The organism is Alteromonas sp. ABH4_457, from assembly GCF_056160625.1.
Map to the genome: position 1 here is coordinate 436,707 of NZ_JBSWXN010000001.1, position 16,146 is coordinate 452,852.

The window sequence follows — 16,146 nt, forward strand, 5'->3', positions numbered from 1 at the left end:
CGTCATCGAATTATCTTTTACAAATCCTGTCGGGAAGGTTTCTATCTTTCTGATTAGCTTTGTGTTTTTCGTTATTTGTCCTTGAAGCCTCTATCCGGAATGATATTTGTAAGTTTTATGCCCGTAAAAGCACTGAAGTAAAATGGCATAAACAAGACCCCGGGAGAAACATGGAATTTCCGCAAATCGATAAAGCCTACGAATTAATTAACGAAAAGCTGCAGGTGTGGCTGGAAGGGGGGATCAAGCTGCTCCCCAATATCGTAGTCGCTTTTTTTATTGCCTTTGCATTCGGTTTGCTGGCTAAGGTTGCCGGTAAGGTTCTCAATAATGTATTGCGAAGGGCGTTTGAGTCCCGCCAGATTGCCGATTTACTTACATCCATCGCCAAGGCATTTATTGCCTGTGCCGGAATATTCATCGCGCTGGACTTTGTCGGACTGCAGGGCACCGTTACTTCCTTGCTCGCCGGTGCAGGTATTGTTGGGCTGGCTATTGGCTTTGCTTTTCAGGATATTACTGAGAACTTTATCGCCGGTATCGCCATGGGGATCCGCAAACCCTTTCAGATTGGAGATGTCATTCAGGCTGATGGCGTGTTCGGTAATGTGGAAGAAATTAATCTTAGGAATACGCTGGTCACCACGTTCTATGGGCAGCGGGTAATCATCCCCAACAAAATTCTTTTCAGAAATATTCTTACCAATTACTCCGTGATGGGCCACCGCCGGATTGAAGTACCGGTAGGCATTTCCTATGCGGACGATCCGCAAAAGGCCCGCGAAGTGATTGTGGATGCGATCAACGAAAAAGACTACGTCATCAATAAAGATGAAACCAACGTTTATGCAGAGTCATTCGGTGACAGCAGCGTGAACTTACTGGTGTGGTTCTGGATCCGCTATCCGGGTGAACCTGATTACATGGAGGTCAGACACGATGCGATTGTCACCGTGCAGCGTGCACTGAATGAGGCTGACATTCTGATCCCGTTCCCTATTCGTACACTGGACTTCGGTGCCAAAGGTGGTGAGAAGCTCGATACGATGATGCGCTCCTCAGGCTTTTCTGAGAAAAGTCAGGGGCAGGAGAGTGGCGTAAGCCAGCCAACCAATGAGAGTGCTGCCAGGGCTGATACCAGCGACGCGGCCGCAGAAGATTAAACCGGAGAGAAATATGAAATCACTACATTTATCGAAAGCAATTCGGGCCAGATATTTTGCCATTCTGGCGGGCTTTCTGGGAAGCTTACTGACAGGCTGTGCTACCGTAGAAGGATTGGGACAGGATATTCAGTCAGCGGGAGAAGAACTGGAAGAAGCCTCTGAAGATGCACAAAACTAATTCACCTGCTTGAGGGTAATTAGTTTTAACAGCTCCAGCGGGCAAGACGGGCTGGCCAGTCGCCGCCGTCTTGCCGCAGGCAGCTTTCTTCGCTGTCGAGGCGAACGTGCCTGCGAATATCCTTCACTTTAATACCGGCTTTTAAAAGTTGGGACTGAATAAGCTGTCTGAGCTTCTTGTCATAGTCCTGTTCTGTAACAAGCTCTATTTCTGCGTCTAAACTGAACACGCAGGTCACCATCAGGCTGCCAGGAAAATTGTCATATTTTGCGGTGTGAGTCAGCCATTCAAATCCGGTATCCCATTCTTTTATAGTTTCACACGCCATTGTCAGCGCTTTCACCACATTGTTGTCGAGCTTCCTGATGGTTTTCTTCATATTATTTCTCCGAATTTTTAAATTGCTTGTTGTTGTAATCTCTTTGCCAGAATGCGCTCCAGCGGTGATTAATATACAGAGAAGCGACAATGATTCCCCCTCCGGTAGTCAGACGGATAAGATCGGCATCCCGGTTCCAGATAAGCACATTAATGATTAAACCTACCGGGATCAGAGCATTGTTCATGATGCCTAACGTACCGCCGTCTACTTTTACAGCTCCCAGGTTCCAGAAATAAAAGCCGAGTCCTGATGCCACCAGTCCCAGCCAGCCAAGGACACCCCACTGAACCGTTGTTGAAGGGAGTTTACCTGCATCCCCGAACAGTAAATACGCAGGCAATACCACCACCAGGGCACCGGCGAAGAATAAGGCGAAGCTGCGCCAGGGCGGGGAAGCAGGCTTAAAATGACGGATTAACTGCGCGTATCCCACCTGACCTGTGGCAAAAGTCAGGTTCGCCAGTTGCAGAATTAAAAAGCCGGTAATGTAGTCATTGCTGATTTCGTCATAACGGATGACCGCCGCTCCGGCTACCGCAATACCTGTACATACCAGGCCGGGCAAGGAAAATCTCCGTTCGATTATATCGTTAAATAAAGACACATACAGTGGCGTGAAGATTGTGAACAGCAGAACTTCGGGTACTGTCAGGTATTCGAAGGAACGGTAAAGGCATACGTAGGTAATACCAAACTGGAATGCGCCTGTCACGATAAGACCGGCGATGAATTTACGTGGTAAACCGGCTAAGCGCAAAAATGGCAAAAACAATGCCCCCGCCAGCACGATGCGGGTGAGTACGGCGAAGTAGCTGTCTACATGACCGGAAAGATACACCCCGATAAGACTGAATGATAACGCCCAGAGAACTGTTACAGCACTAAGGTAAAACACGATACAAATTCCTGACTGAAATACGACAAGTAAAAACGGTGGTTAGTGTAACTGAACAACCGGTGAAGCAAAGGTTGTAATTTAATAGACGATCGGTCTATTATGTTTGTGATGACAAATACAACTACCAAACCCCGTCGCGGACGACCACCGAAAGCGGCTGGCAGTTCAAGAGACACCAGAGCGGAACTCATCCGCAGCGGGCTCGTGCATTTAACGGAAAACGGCTTTGCTGCTTCCGGCATCGATACGATCTTAAAAAAAGCAGGCGTGCCCAAAGGCTCGTTTTACTTCTACTTCGCCAGCAAAGAGGCCTTCGGTCATGCTGTACTAAACAGCTACGCGGAGTATTTTGCCGGTAAGCTGAAAAATGCCCTCACTAATGCAAATTTGCCTGCTCTGGAGCGCATCGCTGCCTTTGTTGATTCTGCCAAAGAGGGGATGGCAAAACATGATTTCAAACGGGGTTGTCTGGTGGGTAATCTGGGGCAGGAAGTCGACGGACTACCGGAAAGCTTCCGCAGCCGGCTGATTGACATTTTTCAGAGCTGGCAGGATCAACTGGCGGTATGTCTTGAAGAAGCTAAAGCATCCGGTGACATTCCGGCGACAACTAACTGTGCCGCCACCGCCGAATATTTCTGGACTGGTTGGGAAGGGGCGGTTAGCCGGGCGAAACTGGAGCGATCTGCACGCCCGTTAGATAACTATCTGACGTGTTTTATGAATGGTTTGCGGTAAGGAAAAAATTTTTTACGTGTTAATAGACGATCGGTCTATATTAATTCGAGTCAACCGGAGGAGCTATGTTTAAAGGTATTCTGATCGAAAAAGACGACCAGTACAAAGCGTCATTACAAACCATCGACGAGAGCACATTACCGGAAGGTGATGTGTCGGTGGCGGTTTCACACAGCACACTGAACTATAAAGATGCGCTGGCGATTACCGGCAAAGCACCGGTAGTCCGGCATTTCCCCATGGTCCCTGGCATTGATCTGGCCGGCGTGGTGGAAAGCAGCAGCGCCGAAAGGTTTAAACCGGGTGACAAGGTATTGCTCAATGGTTTCGGCGTGGGAGAGACCCACTGTGGTGGTCTGGCACAGAAAGCTGTTTTGAAAAGTGACTGGTTAATTCCTTTGCCGGAAGCCTTTTCCCCCGCACAGGCGATGGCAATTGGCACCGCCGGATACACGGCGATGCTATGTGTACTGGCGCTGGAAAAACACGGTGTCACACCGGATAAAGGAGACATACTGGTGACCGGCGCCAATGGCGGAGTCGGCAGTTTTGCCATCGCATTACTGGCAAAACTGGGCTACACCGTTGTGGCCTCTACGGGCCGGGCCAATGAGGCTGATTATCTTAAAAAACTCGGTGCCAGTGACATTATCGACCGTCAGTCATTGTCTGAACCCGGCAAACCGTTAGGCAAAGAGCGCTGGGCTGGGGCGGTTGATTCAGTGGGCAGTCATACCCTTGCCAATGTGTGTGCGGGAATGAAGTATGGCGGTGTGGTAGCAGCCTGTGGTCTGGCTCAGGGCATGGATTTTCCTGCGACAGTTGCCCCCTTTATTCTGCGCGGTGTTACGCTTGCCGGCATCGACAGTGTGATGCGTCCCCTTGAAGACCGGATTGAAGCCTGGGAGCGGCTGGCTGTATTAATCAACCATGATATGCTGTCAGAAATTTCAGAAGAAATTGGACTCTCTGATGTGGTCAGCACTGCCGGAGAATTATTGAAAGGAAACGTGCGGGGCAGAGTGGTCGTGGATGTAAACCAGTAACTTGCCATCGGATTTATATTGCAAAGACTGGCGGGCACCACGCCCGCCTTTTTAAATGCCTGCACCGGCTCAGTGATTTTTCAGCCACGCCACCACATCAGGGAAATGATCTTCTCTGGCAGCGGGATGGGTAAGCATGTTGATATGGTCGTAATCCATGGCGTTACCGTTTTGTTTCGCCAGTACGGTGAAGAGCACATTGGTGTCGCCGGTTTCGGCAATGAAACGCTGAATATCAACCGGATGGCCGAGTGCATAATCATTGATGGCAGCAATGTGCCAGGTAGGTGGCCAGTTCGTTTTGGTGGCGGCAGCCGCGTAATCAAAACCGTCTTTTAAGTCAGTCCAGGGCGTGTGTTTTACCCAGTGAACGCTTTGCGTCAATGAGCCGGAAGTTTCGTCATCCGAGCCTATTTTATACTGCCTGCCGGGCAAATAGCCTTTGCGCTTTGCGATAAAGGGAGAAAACCGCTTCCATACCAGCTCAACTTTAAACAACCGCTCAAAGTTCTTAGCGCTCACTGTACGCTTTGTGCCAAAGCACACCTGGCTGCGTACCTTTTCTGTGATTTCAGGATAGCGTGCCAGTACAGACGCTGTAAGCACGCCGCCCCAGGAATGACAAATCACATGTACTTTTTTACCGGTACGTTGTGCGATGAAGTTAATCATCATAGGGATGTCGCGGGTTATCTGGTCGTTTTGATCATGGTTTGGATCTTCAGCAATGGGAGGCGTACTTTTTCCGCGGCCACGCATGTCGGCAACGTACACATCAAACCCCTGTTCAGCCAGAAAACAACCCAGTCCTTTTCCCGATTCGGTATAGAAGATTTTCCCATTTTCAATGGCACCGTGGATCATCAGTACCGGCTCGCCGTCCTGAATGGCATGGATGTGACGCAGATGCAACTGATGATGACCGTCGGGAATAAAAAGGGATACCTGAGAAAGAGGGGATTGGCTTGCTGTCATAGCTCGTAACGTTAATGATTTGTTATCGAAGCATGCCACTACTTTTGGATAAGGTCAACTGGACAAACCAGTTGAGGCAGTCATCTTTCAATCTTTGAGAGCACAAAAAAAGGCCGGCATATTCGCCGGCCTCTGCTAAAGATGAAAGTTCCATTACTGTGTGCGGGTGCACACCACGTGCCTGACGGCGCTGCGGGGAGAATTCGCCATACTGTAACTGTCGTTGATGACCGCCAGCGTCGACATAGATAAGTCGGCTTCTACTGATTTTGACCAGAAATAACGATCATAAGTTGCAGAAGTCAAATCAACTGGCGGTGTTGCAGAACCGGTGAAGGCTGCATTTAACTCTTCCGCGGAAGGTACGCGCCAGTCTGTGTTGCCGTTGTCTTCACGTGCTTCGCAAAATGCCACCGCTTCAAACAATGACATACGGGGATAGTCGCTCAGTGTCATCCACTCTAGTGCAGCAGCGCTGTCATAGGGGTCATTAATGGCAATGGCTTCAATTTCAGCTTGTTGTACCTGATCAGCGTTACCGGCAAACCTCAAAGTGGCAAATGCCGGACTGGTAGAAGTACGCGCCACGACTACCTGACAGCTTGCATTCGCAGCCAGTGACGAGCCTGCGCAGGTAGAAGACTGCACCGTAAAGTGAGACGGGTTTAACCCTGCCAAACTATCAGTAATGCCGGAAATTGCGGATGCCGAAGTATTTTTAAGCGTCACTGTGGTTGTTTCTGCTGTGCTGTCGCCTGTAAGGACAGACAGCGCAGGCTGAGGTAACATCACAGGTGGTGTAATGTCCAGATCGACAGTCAATGTTTCACCACTGCCCTGTGTACCGGCTATACGCACAGACATGCCACGGAATGTATCTAAATAATCCTCGTTGATACCAATTTCATCGTCATCGTCAGGCATCAAATATAAGGCATCTAACGGACTACTCACCGCGGAGGTTGTGCGGGTTTGCGGAATAGATACTAATAATTGCCAGTTATCTTCAACACCTTTAGCAGTGAAAAGGCTGGCATCCAGTCCGGTGCTGGTTTTCAGCTCGAAATTCACGTACACCGCATCACCATTGGCATCAAGTGCATAGGGTATGCGGACTAACTGAACACCACCATCAGGGGAAGATGACTGAGACAATGTCACATTGGCCGGCGTTGTGACAATAGCCTGACGGCTGTCATCAATCCATCCTGCCAGGTTACGCATGGTCGCAGTATACGTTGCATCATGATCAGACAATTCTCCCATGGGGAAGGGACTGGCTTCACCGTCAGTTTCACAATCTTCAGTACTGCGGTAAGCAAAAGTCTCTGCCGGCAGATTTTCGCACTGGCTGGCTGTTGTATGGCGCATACCGAAGGTGTGACCGAGTTGATGAACAAAGGTCGCCTTTGAGGCACATGCACTGGCCGTGTGAGCCACATAGTGATCCCAGCTTTCAATTTCTGCACTGTGATTTAAAGACGCATAGCATACGTAAGGCTGGTTCGGATTGTCATTGATGACTGTGATAAGACGGTCATAGCTGGTGTAGTCTTCCACATTGGCAGCAATGTAACTGTAAATCTCCTGACGCTGAGCGTCACCAATTAATACCTCTGCGTCTGTGTAAGTGAAGCCTGAGGTGCTGCCGTTTGATGTCGTGTTGGTACTGGTTAACGTGTAGTGGGGCAGGATATGAGGCTCAAGCCAGGCACTACCTTCAGAAGCGTCCACCACATACTGGTTTACGGAAGCATCACTACTTATAAACATCGTGGTCAGGTCGTCAACAGAGAGATTATCTATCGCATCTCGGCCGGCAAAGGCTACCGGCAATACCAGTGTTTTCTGAGCGCCGGTGTTATTGCGGGTTGTGGTATCTGACTGTGCAGTAAAACTGGCTGAAATTTCACAACTTGCTGAGGCGGTGAAAGCGTAAATATTACCTTTTAGTTCACCGTCACACCCTGACACCGTTTCAACCATATTGGTGACATCCGGAACGAGTGTAAATTGTACTGTATCGCCTTGCTCTGCAGTTAAGCTGGCAGGATATATCATGCCGCCGGTCATGGTTGCACTGGTAATATTGACGGTGGTATCAACAGCGGCAAACTCACCATTTACGGTGCAGCCCGCAGTAATCGCGCCTGTCGTATATGTATTACCTTCCAGTGTTCCATCGCAACCTTCAACGCCGGTTAACGTGTAACCACTGTCAGCTGTGAATGTAATCGCCAGAGTATTTCCTTCAGTCACCGTGCGGCTGGTTACCGAAGCACTGCCACCTGCAGAGGTTGTAACCTCAACAGTATAAGAAGCGGGAGCGGGTGTGGAAGGGGTATTATCTGAACTGTCTGAGCCTCCGCCGCCACAGGCAGCCAGAGATAAACTTAACGCAACTAAAGAGAGTGACCTTGTCATGCATCATCCTTAAAAAACGGGCCGGTTTGGTTGATGTGATTACGCCGGCGACGTTTTTTAAGTTCAGACACAGTTACAACATATTTTTTAATCCAGACGACAAAATTTTAGATTTTGATCAGAACTGTTCGTTGTAACCTTTGATGCTGGCATACACCCGGTCTGAGCCGTCTTTCATCAACACTAAAACATCGTAAGGCATAAAGCGGTCGCCCATTTCCATACCCGGCGTACCAACGGGCATGGCAGGAACCGAGAGCCCGATGGCATTCTCTACCGGCTGTTCCAGAAACTGTTCGATAAATTTGGCAGGTACATGACCTTCAAACACGTATCCGTCAATAATGCCGGTGTGACACGACTGGTATTCAGGCTGGATGCCTGCATTCATTTTCAGTGTATATAAATCTGAATGGTCCACAGGATTGACTGCAAAACCCGCTTTTTCTATGTGAGAAATCCACTTTTTACAACAGCCGCAAGTCGGGCTTTTATACACATCCATTTTTGCCGCTTCCGGATCAACAGTTTCTGCCGTCGCGGGTAAAGTTGCCGGCAAAATCAGCAAGAGTGCTGTGAGTGCTATTTTTATGTTCATTAGGAGTCTTCCGGTTGTTCAGTTTTGGCTATCTAAACCTATTTATTCCCTGTACGTCAATACACACGCAGGATTCAGCTGATCACACGCAAACATTTCCCATAGCTTAAATATCGAGTTTTGCTATGAGGTGATCCCCCCGGATTTCACGAGTAATTCGACCCGCGCCTGACTACTGGAGCAATTTCAGTGAGTTATGAAACTATTAATAAATATTAATCCGATAATTGACTTTATTTAGCAGCATAAATGAACCAAGTTGTGCACACTCCGTTAAAACAGTGTTAATTATTTTTTCACCGGCGGAGAGAAACATGAAATTTTATAAGTTAGCAGTAATCGGAGCGGCAGTTGCATTAAGTGCATGCTCCAGTGATGACGATGATGATGAGGTTGTTGTTGTCGAACCGGAAGAGCCCACTTTCTCAGCATCTGCCACCTACGATGTTGAACTCAATGGTATGCAGCAAGTCCCTATGAACATGTCGACGCAAATGGCGATGGCCACCGTCGAAGTTGATGAAGAGCTTATGCTTCTGCGGGCGACGGTGGACGTAAGCGGTGTTGAAGGTGTGTCAGCTGTTCACATTCATGACGGCGATATAGGTCGTAACGGTGATGTGGCATTCGGGCTGGAGATGACATCAGACGGTACATACACGCTGGCCGAAACCAGTATCACAAGCGACTTGATTGCTGACCTGGAAGACGGTGACTGGTACATCAATGTGCACACTGAAAGTTTCGGGGATGGCGAGGTTCGCGGTCAGATTGTTTCAGATGACATGGCCATCGTGACGTTTATGCTGGACGGTACCCAGGAGGTGCCTGCGGTATCGACCATGGCTGACGGTTACGGCTACGCGCTGGTATCGACAGCGACCTACGACCTTGATTTAGTGATTTACACAGAAGATTTGGACAATGCCAGTGCTGCACATATTCATACAGGCCGTGCAGGCATGAATGGTGATGTTCTGGTTGCACTGGAACAGTCCATGGACGACATGACGATGTGGATGACACCAGATGGCACAATGATTGACGAAGACACACTGGCGGTGCTTGTCTCCGGCGGCCACTATGTCAATGTTCATTCTCCCGATTTCCCCGGCGGTGAAATTCGCGGACAAATCCTGACAGATAATTTCGCCCTCTCTACATTTATGCTCTCCGGTGCGCAGGAAGTACCGGCGGTCACTACCGAAGCTTATGGTAGCGGTTATGCGCTGGTGAACACTGATGACTATGCACTGGAACTGACGGTAGTCACAGAAGGCGTTGATGACGCAACCATGGCACATATCCACACCGGCAGAGTCGGCATGAATGGTGACGTGCTTGTTGCACTGGAGCAATCAGCCGGTGACGCTGGTACCTGGATGGCGCCGGAAGGGACGATGATTGATGCTGATATATTTGGCGTACTGGCATCCGGTGGTCACTATGTAAATGTGCATACACCTGCTAACGGCGGAGGTGAACTGCGTGGTCAGATCCTCACAAACGAGTATGCGATTGCGACCTTTATGCTGGACGGTGAGCAGGAAGTGCCTGCTGTTGATACCATGGCAATGGGTCACGGTTATGCGCTGGTAAATACGTCTACTTATGCTCTTGAGCTGGTTATCGATACTGAAGGGGTTGATGATGCGACAGGTGCTCATATTCATACCGGCCGAATCGGCATGAACGGAGATGTACTGGTGGCCCTTGAGCAATCGGCTGACGATATGGGTATGTGGATGACACCGGAAAATACCATGATCGATGCTGACATCCTTGAAGTACTGGCCTCGGGTGGTCACTACGTCAATGTGCATACGCCTGCAAACATGGGCGGTGAAATCCGTGGTCAGATCATAACGTCTGATTACATGGTGGTTACCTTCCCTCTGAGCGGCGATCAGCAGGTGCCCGCTGTTACCACAACGGCAACGGGTAATGGTTATGCGCTGGTAAATTCAATGACTTATGCACTGGAGGTAGTCGTTAACACGGAAGGTGTTGATGACGCGACGGCAGCGCATATTCATACAGGCGCAGCCGGTGAAAATGGCGATGTACTGGTTGGTCTGGAGCAGTCTGCGGACGACATGGGCATGTGGATGACCCCTGCAGATACGATGATCGATATGGATATCTATGATGTCCTGATTTCAGGCGGTCATTACGTGAATATCCACACACCGGCCAACCCCGACGGTGAATTACGCGGACAAATTGAATAACCGATCCGGAATGTAAAACGTTAAAACAGGCCAGCTTTTAAAGCTGGCCTTTCTTTTTACGGGAAACTTCAGGCATTAAGTACAGTTTTCAGCGAATAGCGATTTGTTAGGATGTTCCCGATTCAATTGGAATCATTCACAGAAAGGAATCAACTATGAAAGAGTTAACTGAAAATCAAGTTAATCAGGTGGCCGGAGGGATCTGGGCACACATTGCAACGGCTATTGCCATTGCAGATGCCGGGTATGATTTTTGGCAGGGATACTCTGATGCGAGGAACAAAGCATGAGAATGGCAGAGTTAAGCACTGAAGAAATTAACAGCATTTCCGGTGCCGGTTTGTTTTACGACCTGGGCGCTTTTTTTGGCACAGTAGCGAACGCTAACGATGCCATTTACGCGCAATACGGTAATACCAATCAGAACCACTGGTATCGCTATTAAAATATGAGGCTACTCCGGTAGCCTTTCTTTTTCCGGAATTCCAGTAATGAACAGACTTTTAGATGTGGCGTATTACACCGGCGCAGGCCTTTTCTTCGCTCAGGCGGTTTGGGAAAGGTTTGTTTATGACAGTCGCGATTTGTTTATAGAGCATTTTCAGACGGGGTTGCTATTTTTGATTCTGGCGAGTCTCAGCAGGCTCGTCTCAAAGGCAAAGTAAGAGGTTTCATACTTGCTGAATGACAGTGTTTTCAGTATGTTCTTAAACGTGATATGTCGTCACAAAATGGACAAAAATATAAAAAAGAGTGCATATGGAAAATGAAATCGATTATTCAGGCTATACCTTGTCTGAGCTTAAAGAAGCACGTTCAACCATAGACGAACAAGCCTGGCCTGACAGAGCCCGGATGCTCGATCAACTGATTGCCGCCAGGGAATCTGCCAGCATGTCTTCTCCGGAACCGGCTGCAGGTATCAACCTGTCAGGTCAGGATGATGCCGGGAAGGCTGTTCAACCGCTACGCACAGTGCCTGTAAAATTTCATGGCACAACAGGCGAGTTTTTCTCAATCTGGATCGTTAATCTGGCTCTTACCATTGCAACGCTGGGTATTTATTCTGCCTGGGCAAAGGTAAGAACTAACCGTTATTTTTACGGCAATACCGACATAGACGGTCACCGTTTTGCTTACCTGGCTGAACCCCTGCAAATCCTCAAGGGGCGCGCCATCGCCGTGGTACTTTTTGGCGGCTATTTCCTTGCCAGTTACTTTAATCCGCTTGCCGGCGTCATCGTGGCCATTTCTCTGGGTTTGCTAACACCTGTACTGGTGATTCTCAGTTACCGTTTCAAAATGCGTATGACGTCTTACCGCAATGTCCGCTTTAATTTTAAAGGTCGTTTCGGCCGGGCGTTTGTTGTCTTTGTACTTTGGCCGGTAGCCAGTTTATTTACTCTTTATCTCATATTGCCACTGGCCCTGAAAAAGATAGACCAGTTCTTGCTGGAATCATCCGGTTACGGCGATAAGTCATTTAAAACCCGTTTAAATACCGGTGAATATTTCGGCACAGGGATCGCCGCCGGCGCAATCGCGTTTGGTATTTTCCTGATTGGCGGGATCTTTATGGCAGTGGCTATGTTTTCCACTTCATCAGGTGAAGAGTTTTCTTCATCGGGTTCTCTGGTATTCACTTTCGGCACATTTGCTATGTATTTTCTGGCCTATGTGATTGCGTCAGGCTTTTATTCAGCACGCATCCGGAATCATCTTTTTGCGGTTACAGAGCTTGACGGTATTGCGAGATTCTCATCAGACGTGGGGGTGGGTGAGCTTATCAGCCTGCGCGGCACGAACATTCTGGCCATCATTTTCACACTGGGCTTTGCCTTCCCGTGGACCAAAGTCCGCACCGCTAATTTCTATGCAGAGCGTACGCAGGTAGCGATACTGTCTGATGTCGATAAGGTCATGGAAGGCTACACCAGTGATGTTGGTGCGGCGGGTGAAGAAGCTGCCGGATTGTTCGATGTGGATATTGCTCTGGGGTAAATTGTGGCAAAAGGACAGTTGTATCCCCGTGCCGGCGCTGCGGCATACCAGGTTGACTGTGATGTGAACGGTGAAGCACTGATTGTCGGCAGCTTTGAAGGCAATGGTGAGCAAACGTATCTGCGTAGTGAGGTGACCTGCAAACCTAAATTGGGTCGCCTTCCCCGTGAAATCACCTTGCCCGGTAATGTATTACTGGTGTGCGACAGTTCAGCGCCTCTGGATGCCTGGCTGGATGGAAAGGGCGGAGACGCCATCAATAAACTGGAATCAAAACGACACTGGGTAATTGCCAGTGTCGTGATGGTGCCGGTTTTATTGTATCTGGTCTTTGCTTTTATCATGCCCTGGATAGCGGTGCGATTTGCTGATGTGATCCCGCAAGAAGCAAAGTTTGTTGCCTCACAACACACGCTGAGTGCCATGGATGCCACCATCCTGGAGCCAAGCGGCTTGCCGGTTACGCAACAATCATCGTTACAGGCTCATTTTCATAAAGTGATCAACGATATCCGTGTTAATCATGAATACTTTAATATTCAGTTCCGTAAATCCTCTTTTACCGGGCCAAACGCATTTGCCTTACCCGATGGCACCATTGTTTATACTGATGACATGATCGCCCTTGCCGGGGAGGATTTAGCAATACTCGATGCCATTTTGCTCCACGAAGTGGGTCACGTTGAGCAGAATCACTCCATGCAGATGATTGCCGAATCGTTATTTACGACATTGGCGGTTTCTTACTTTTTCGGCGATCTCACCGGTGCTATTGAAGCTTTCTTCGGTGTCGGTTCCACCGTGCTGCATAATAAGTTCTCGCAGGCTCACGAACGTGCAGCCGATGATTTTGCGTTACATCAGCTTTCCGTCACCGGCCGCAATCCGGAAGATTTCGCCAGAGCGATGGAAAAACTGAGTGAATCATTGCCTGAGGCCAGTGAAACCGTAGAGAACTGGTTGTCAACACATCCGGTTATGAAGGAGCGGATTGAAAAGGCGAGGGCGTTTAATCAATAACCGCGCAGACTTTTAGCCGGAGGCCAGAATGAGAGAGTACTCATTCTGACCTCCGCTATTTGAAGCGTCTCAGTTCGTCTGTTTCATCAATTTCAAATCGATGGCCAGTTCAACCTCATAAGCAACGCTGGCATTTGTAGCCCAACTGCCGCTGCCGATTTCAAAATCCCGTCTGTCGATGGTCGCAGAGCCAATGAACCTCGCCTCACCGTTACTTTCCTGCCAGCTGAACGTCACAGAAATTGGTTTTGTCATTCCCTTTAAGGTGAGTTCGCCGTCAGCAATAAATTTACCATTTTCTTTTCTGATATCGCGACTCAGATAGTGCGCCTCAGGGTGGGCTTCAGTTGCGAACCATTGACTACCTTTAATGGTGCCATCCCAATCTTTGTTGTTAGTCGTAATGCTTTGGGTGTTGATTGTGACGTCAATGATCCCGTTAGCAGGATCTGCAGGGTCGAAATAGATTGCCGGCGTAAACTGACGGATTGCGCCGGTAAAAGGTTGGCCTGCGTAGCTGTTGGTAAATTTAAAATTATCAGGCGTTGCGACCATTTCCCATCGCGTGCTGTCAGACTGATTCACTTTCTGTTGTGCTGCAGGGATCGTCGGAAGCTGGGATGCAACCGGCACATCTGAGGCGTCCGGGGATGTTTCTTCAGCCTTATAGAAGGTAAAGCCTATTAATACAACAAGTACTAAAGACAGCGCACCTGCACTGACAAGCGACTTGCCGGGTAACATTCGCGGTAACAGGCTGATCCCATCCAGCAGCTTATGCAGAACCAGCATGGCAATATGACCTGCTACCATCAGTGCGATAATATAAAACAAATACTCATGCAAAGACGAGAAGAAGTCACGGCTTCCGTTATCCAGTCCCGGAATATGAGGAACTGAAATTAAATTAAACCAGGCAAAAGGATAGCCCGCAGTGGAATTTAACAGCCAGCCACTCAACGGAACCGCCAGCATGAGCAGGTACAGCCCCCAGTGACCGGCTGACGCCAGCTTTTCCTTCAGGGGAGGAAGCCCGGGCGGGGCGGGAGGATGCGCCAAGCGCCAGAACAAGCGCACAACAGCCAGTATAAGGACTGTAAATCCCGCAGACTTATGCAGCACAAACAGTTCAATTTTATCCGGAGAGTTTGGCATTCCCTCAGCAACCAGGCCAAGAGCGATTGCCCAGAATATTAATAGTGCAATTGCCCAGTGCAGCATGCGGGCAACCAGATTATAAGGTTTTGAAATGGTATTCATGGTTGATAAATCCGGTTTGAAATTGCAATTAGATTACAGACGTTCCGGCAAACCTGCGACTGCAAGGCATCTCTATTTTGAGAACAATTTAACCTGATTTATCGAATTCAATGGCAGTCCGGTAGTTTCAAAGCGCCAGTGTCATAAAATGACTGTTCGGATCGGGCTGATAAGATGCAAAAGGTCCGCAGTCTTTAAAACCATTGCGGTAGTAGAGTTTTCTTGCGGCTTCGAAGTAAGGCTGGGTGCCCGTTTCCAGACTGAGGGTGGTAAATCCCTTTTCGCGACAAAAGGAGATGGCGTGAAGGAGCAAGGCATATCCGGCGCCGGTTCCCCGGGCCGCTCTGGTAGTGCGCATGGATTTGAGTTCTGCTACAGCATCGCTGTGCTGCTTTACAGCAACACAGCCCATCAATTTGCCGTCTTTTCTGGCCGAGAAAAAATGGATGTCCGGCGCTTTCAGCGCGTTCAAATCCAGAGCATGCACGCTTTCTGCCGGTGATGTCGCGAACATATCTGCAAGGTGCTCTTCCAGCAGTGCAATAATGTCGTTGCCTTGCAGGTTGTCGTACTGAATGTGCATGCTACTGTCTCTGTTTAAATTGCAGATAAATGAGAATACAAAATCCAGCTGCCGATGCCAATCAGCACAATCCCGCCCACGGCTTCAGCTTTTTCGCCCACGATGTGGCTCAGTTTATGTCCAAGCAGTGCCCCGATGGTTACCATCAGGCAGGTGGCCAGGCCTATCATCAACGCAGCGAGTGCAATATTGACATCCAGAAAGGCGAAACTTACACCGACTGTCATGGCATCGATACTGGTGCCGAATGCGGTAAGCGTATAAACCATAAAGGATTGTTTCTGAGCCGGTACTGCTTCGCCGGGACTATCTTCTTCATCACCAATAAAAGACGCGTAAATCATGTGTGCGCCTAACAGCACCAGCAAGCCGAATGCTATCCAGTGATCGTACTGCTCAATGTATTCTGCGCCGGCGGAACCAATTAACCAGCCGATGACAGGTGTGATCCCTTCGATAACGCCAAACAGCAGGCCCAGCTTTAAAGCATTGATGAAGCGCGGTGACTGCAATTGACTGCCTTTACTGAGAGAGGCGGCAAAAGCATCGGTAGACATCGCAAAAGCGATGAGTAAAAGATTAAAAAACGGCACGGTTTAACTGCGGTGGTGTGAATTGGCGGGCATATTACCGTACGGGAGCGGTG

Annotated in this window: 18 protein-coding genes; 10 read left to right on the forward strand and 8 right to left on the reverse strand. The window is 49.0% G+C overall.

The genetic code is table 11. From position 1 onward, the window contains the following. Window positions 1-170: 170 nt before the first annotated feature. Window positions 171-1,163, forward strand: coding sequence for a mechanosensitive ion channel family protein (locus ACXAGR_RS01800; protein ID WP_474842799.1), 993 nt, complete (start codon window positions 171-173; stop codon window positions 1,161-1,163). Between the two features lie 13 nt (window positions 1,164-1,176). Beyond that, window positions 1,177-1,344 carry an entericidin A/B family lipoprotein gene (locus ACXAGR_RS01805; RefSeq protein ID WP_303572942.1) on the forward strand — a complete coding sequence of 56 codons (168 nt, stop codon included), beginning with the start codon at window positions 1,177-1,179 and terminating at the stop codon, window positions 1,342-1,344. Window positions 1,345-1,369: 25 nt separating this feature from the next. Here ACXAGR_RS01805 and ACXAGR_RS01810 read toward each other — a convergent pair whose 3' ends face one another. Both ACXAGR_RS01810 and ACXAGR_RS01815 read right to left on the reverse strand, forming a co-directional pair. Beyond that, window positions 1,370-1,723: a Fis family transcriptional regulator gene (locus tag ACXAGR_RS01810; RefSeq protein WP_474842797.1), complete on the reverse strand. Its 354-nt coding sequence runs from the start codon at window positions 1,721-1,723 to the stop codon at window positions 1,370-1,372. Window position 1,724: 1 nt separating this feature from the next. After that, a complete protein-coding gene (locus ACXAGR_RS01815) occupies window positions 1,725-2,621 on the reverse strand; it encodes a DMT family transporter (RefSeq protein ID WP_474847765.1) in 897 nt (298 codons plus the stop codon). A 111-nt stretch (window positions 2,622-2,732) separates the two neighbouring features. Here ACXAGR_RS01815 and acuR point away from each other — a divergent pair, with 111 nt between their 5' ends. Next, complete coding sequence (gene acuR / locus ACXAGR_RS01820; RefSeq protein WP_474842793.1) at window positions 2,733-3,362, forward strand: acrylate utilization transcriptional regulator AcuR; 630 nt, start codon at window positions 2,733-2,735, stop codon at window positions 3,360-3,362. A 65-nt stretch (window positions 3,363-3,427) separates the two neighbouring features. Further along, window positions 3,428-4,408, forward strand: a complete 981-nt coding sequence (gene acuI, locus ACXAGR_RS01825) for an acrylyl-CoA reductase (NADPH) (protein ID WP_474842791.1) — start codon at window positions 3,428-3,430, stop codon at window positions 4,406-4,408. A 69-nt stretch (window positions 4,409-4,477) separates the two neighbouring features. Here the strand turns inward: acuI and ACXAGR_RS01830 are convergent, their stop codons facing one another. The 3 genes from ACXAGR_RS01830 to ACXAGR_RS01840 form a co-directional block, all read right to left on the reverse strand. After that, window positions 4,478-5,383, reverse strand: coding sequence for an alpha/beta fold hydrolase (locus tag ACXAGR_RS01830; protein ID WP_474842789.1), 906 nt, complete (start codon window positions 5,381-5,383; stop codon window positions 4,478-4,480). Between the two features lie 153 nt (window positions 5,384-5,536). Next, the gene (locus ACXAGR_RS01835; protein ID WP_474847767.1) at window positions 5,537-7,807 is read right to left on the reverse strand and encodes a hypothetical protein; all 2,271 of its coding nucleotides are present in this window, start codon (window positions 7,805-7,807) and stop codon (window positions 5,537-5,539) included. 118 nt (window positions 7,808-7,925) lie between these two features. After that, window positions 7,926-8,405 carry a DUF411 domain-containing protein gene (locus tag ACXAGR_RS01840; RefSeq protein WP_349588277.1) on the reverse strand — a complete coding sequence of 160 codons (480 nt, stop codon included), beginning with the start codon at window positions 8,403-8,405 and terminating at the stop codon, window positions 7,926-7,928. 314 nt (window positions 8,406-8,719) lie between these two features. Between ACXAGR_RS01840 and ACXAGR_RS01845 the strand changes: the two genes are divergently transcribed. The 6 genes from ACXAGR_RS01845 (at window position 8,720) to ACXAGR_RS01870 (ending at window position 13,657) form a co-directional block, all read left to right on the forward strand. Beyond that, window positions 8,720-10,636, forward strand: a complete 1,917-nt coding sequence (locus ACXAGR_RS01845) for a CHRD domain-containing protein (protein WP_474847769.1) — start codon at window positions 8,720-8,722, stop codon at window positions 10,634-10,636. A gap of 155 nt (window positions 10,637-10,791) precedes the next feature. Further along, window positions 10,792-10,926, forward strand: a complete 135-nt coding sequence (locus tag ACXAGR_RS01850; protein WP_474842781.1) for a class IIb bacteriocin, lactobin A/cerein 7B family — start codon at window positions 10,792-10,794, stop codon at window positions 10,924-10,926. Then, window positions 10,923-11,081: a hypothetical protein gene (locus tag ACXAGR_RS01855; protein ID WP_474842779.1), complete on the forward strand. Its 159-nt coding sequence runs from the start codon at window positions 10,923-10,925 to the stop codon at window positions 11,079-11,081. The genes ACXAGR_RS01850 and ACXAGR_RS01855 overlap by 4 nt, the downstream gene beginning before the upstream one ends. Window positions 11,082-11,127: 46 nt before the next feature. Further along, window positions 11,128-11,301 carry a hypothetical protein gene (locus ACXAGR_RS01860; RefSeq protein WP_474847771.1) on the forward strand — a complete coding sequence of 58 codons (174 nt, stop codon included), beginning with the start codon at window positions 11,128-11,130 and terminating at the stop codon, window positions 11,299-11,301. 94 nt (window positions 11,302-11,395) lie between these two features. Further along, window positions 11,396-12,637 (forward strand): YjgN family protein, encoded by a 1,242-nt coding sequence (locus tag ACXAGR_RS01865; RefSeq protein WP_474847773.1) that lies wholly within the window; start codon window positions 11,396-11,398, stop codon window positions 12,635-12,637. A 3-nt stretch (window positions 12,638-12,640) separates the two neighbouring features. Then, on the forward strand, window positions 12,641-13,657 hold the full coding sequence (locus ACXAGR_RS01870; RefSeq protein WP_474847775.1) for a M48 family metallopeptidase: 1,017 nt from the start codon (window positions 12,641-12,643) through the stop codon (window positions 13,655-13,657). A 69-nt stretch (window positions 13,658-13,726) separates the two neighbouring features. On the opposite strand, the gene ACXAGR_RS01875 is transcribed toward ACXAGR_RS01870, so the two are convergent. From ACXAGR_RS01875 to ACXAGR_RS01885, 3 genes are all read right to left on the reverse strand, one after another. Then, on the reverse strand, window positions 13,727-14,917 hold the full coding sequence (locus ACXAGR_RS01875) for a cytochrome b/b6 domain-containing protein (protein WP_474847777.1): 1,191 nt from the start codon (window positions 14,915-14,917) through the stop codon (window positions 13,727-13,729). 127 nt (window positions 14,918-15,044) lie between these two features. Further along, the gene (locus ACXAGR_RS01880) at window positions 15,045-15,500 is read right to left on the reverse strand and encodes a GNAT family N-acetyltransferase (RefSeq protein WP_474847779.1); all 456 of its coding nucleotides are present in this window, start codon (window positions 15,498-15,500) and stop codon (window positions 15,045-15,047) included. 14 nt (window positions 15,501-15,514) lie between these two features. Next, window positions 15,515-16,093 carry a manganese efflux pump MntP gene (locus ACXAGR_RS01885; protein WP_474847781.1) on the reverse strand — a complete coding sequence of 193 codons (579 nt, stop codon included), beginning with the start codon at window positions 16,091-16,093 and terminating at the stop codon, window positions 15,515-15,517. Between the last annotated feature and the right edge of the window lie 53 nt (window positions 16,094-16,146).

Coding starts and splice junctions, on each gene's coding strand:
- ACXAGR_RS01800 (WP_474842799.1), top strand. CDS start 171: ATGGAATTTCCGCAAATCGATAAAGCCTACGAATTAATTAACGAAAAG.
- ACXAGR_RS01805 (WP_303572942.1), top strand. CDS start 1,177: ATGAAATCACTACATTTATCGAAAGCAATTCGGGCCAGATATTTTGCC.
- ACXAGR_RS01810 (WP_474842797.1), bottom strand. CDS start 1,723: ATGAAGAAAACCATCAGGAAGCTCGACAACAATGTGGTGAAAGCGCTG.
- acuR (WP_474842793.1), top strand. CDS start 2,733: ATGACAAATACAACTACCAAACCCCGTCGCGGACGACCACCGAAAGCG.
- acuI (WP_474842791.1), top strand. CDS start 3,428: ATGTTTAAAGGTATTCTGATCGAAAAAGACGACCAGTACAAAGCGTCA.
- ACXAGR_RS01830 (WP_474842789.1), bottom strand. CDS start 5,383: ATGACAGCAAGCCAATCCCCTCTTTCTCAGGTATCCCTTTTTATTCCC.
- ACXAGR_RS01835 (WP_474847767.1), bottom strand. CDS start 7,807: ATGACAAGGTCACTCTCTTTAGTTGCGTTAAGTTTATCTCTGGCTGCC.
- ACXAGR_RS01840 (WP_349588277.1), bottom strand. CDS start 8,405: ATGAACATAAAAATAGCACTCACAGCACTCTTGCTGATTTTGCCGGCA.
- ACXAGR_RS01845 (WP_474847769.1), top strand. CDS start 8,720: ATGAAATTTTATAAGTTAGCAGTAATCGGAGCGGCAGTTGCATTAAGT.
- ACXAGR_RS01850 (WP_474842781.1), top strand. CDS start 10,792: ATGAAAGAGTTAACTGAAAATCAAGTTAATCAGGTGGCCGGAGGGATC.
- ACXAGR_RS01855 (WP_474842779.1), top strand. CDS start 10,923: ATGAGAATGGCAGAGTTAAGCACTGAAGAAATTAACAGCATTTCCGGT.
- ACXAGR_RS01860 (WP_474847771.1), top strand. CDS start 11,128: ATGAACAGACTTTTAGATGTGGCGTATTACACCGGCGCAGGCCTTTTC.
- ACXAGR_RS01865 (WP_474847773.1), top strand. CDS start 11,396: ATGGAAAATGAAATCGATTATTCAGGCTATACCTTGTCTGAGCTTAAA.
- ACXAGR_RS01875 (WP_474847777.1), bottom strand. CDS start 14,917: ATGAATACCATTTCAAAACCTTATAATCTGGTTGCCCGCATGCTGCAC.
- ACXAGR_RS01880 (WP_474847779.1), bottom strand. CDS start 15,500: ATGCACATTCAGTACGACAACCTGCAAGGCAACGACATTATTGCACTG.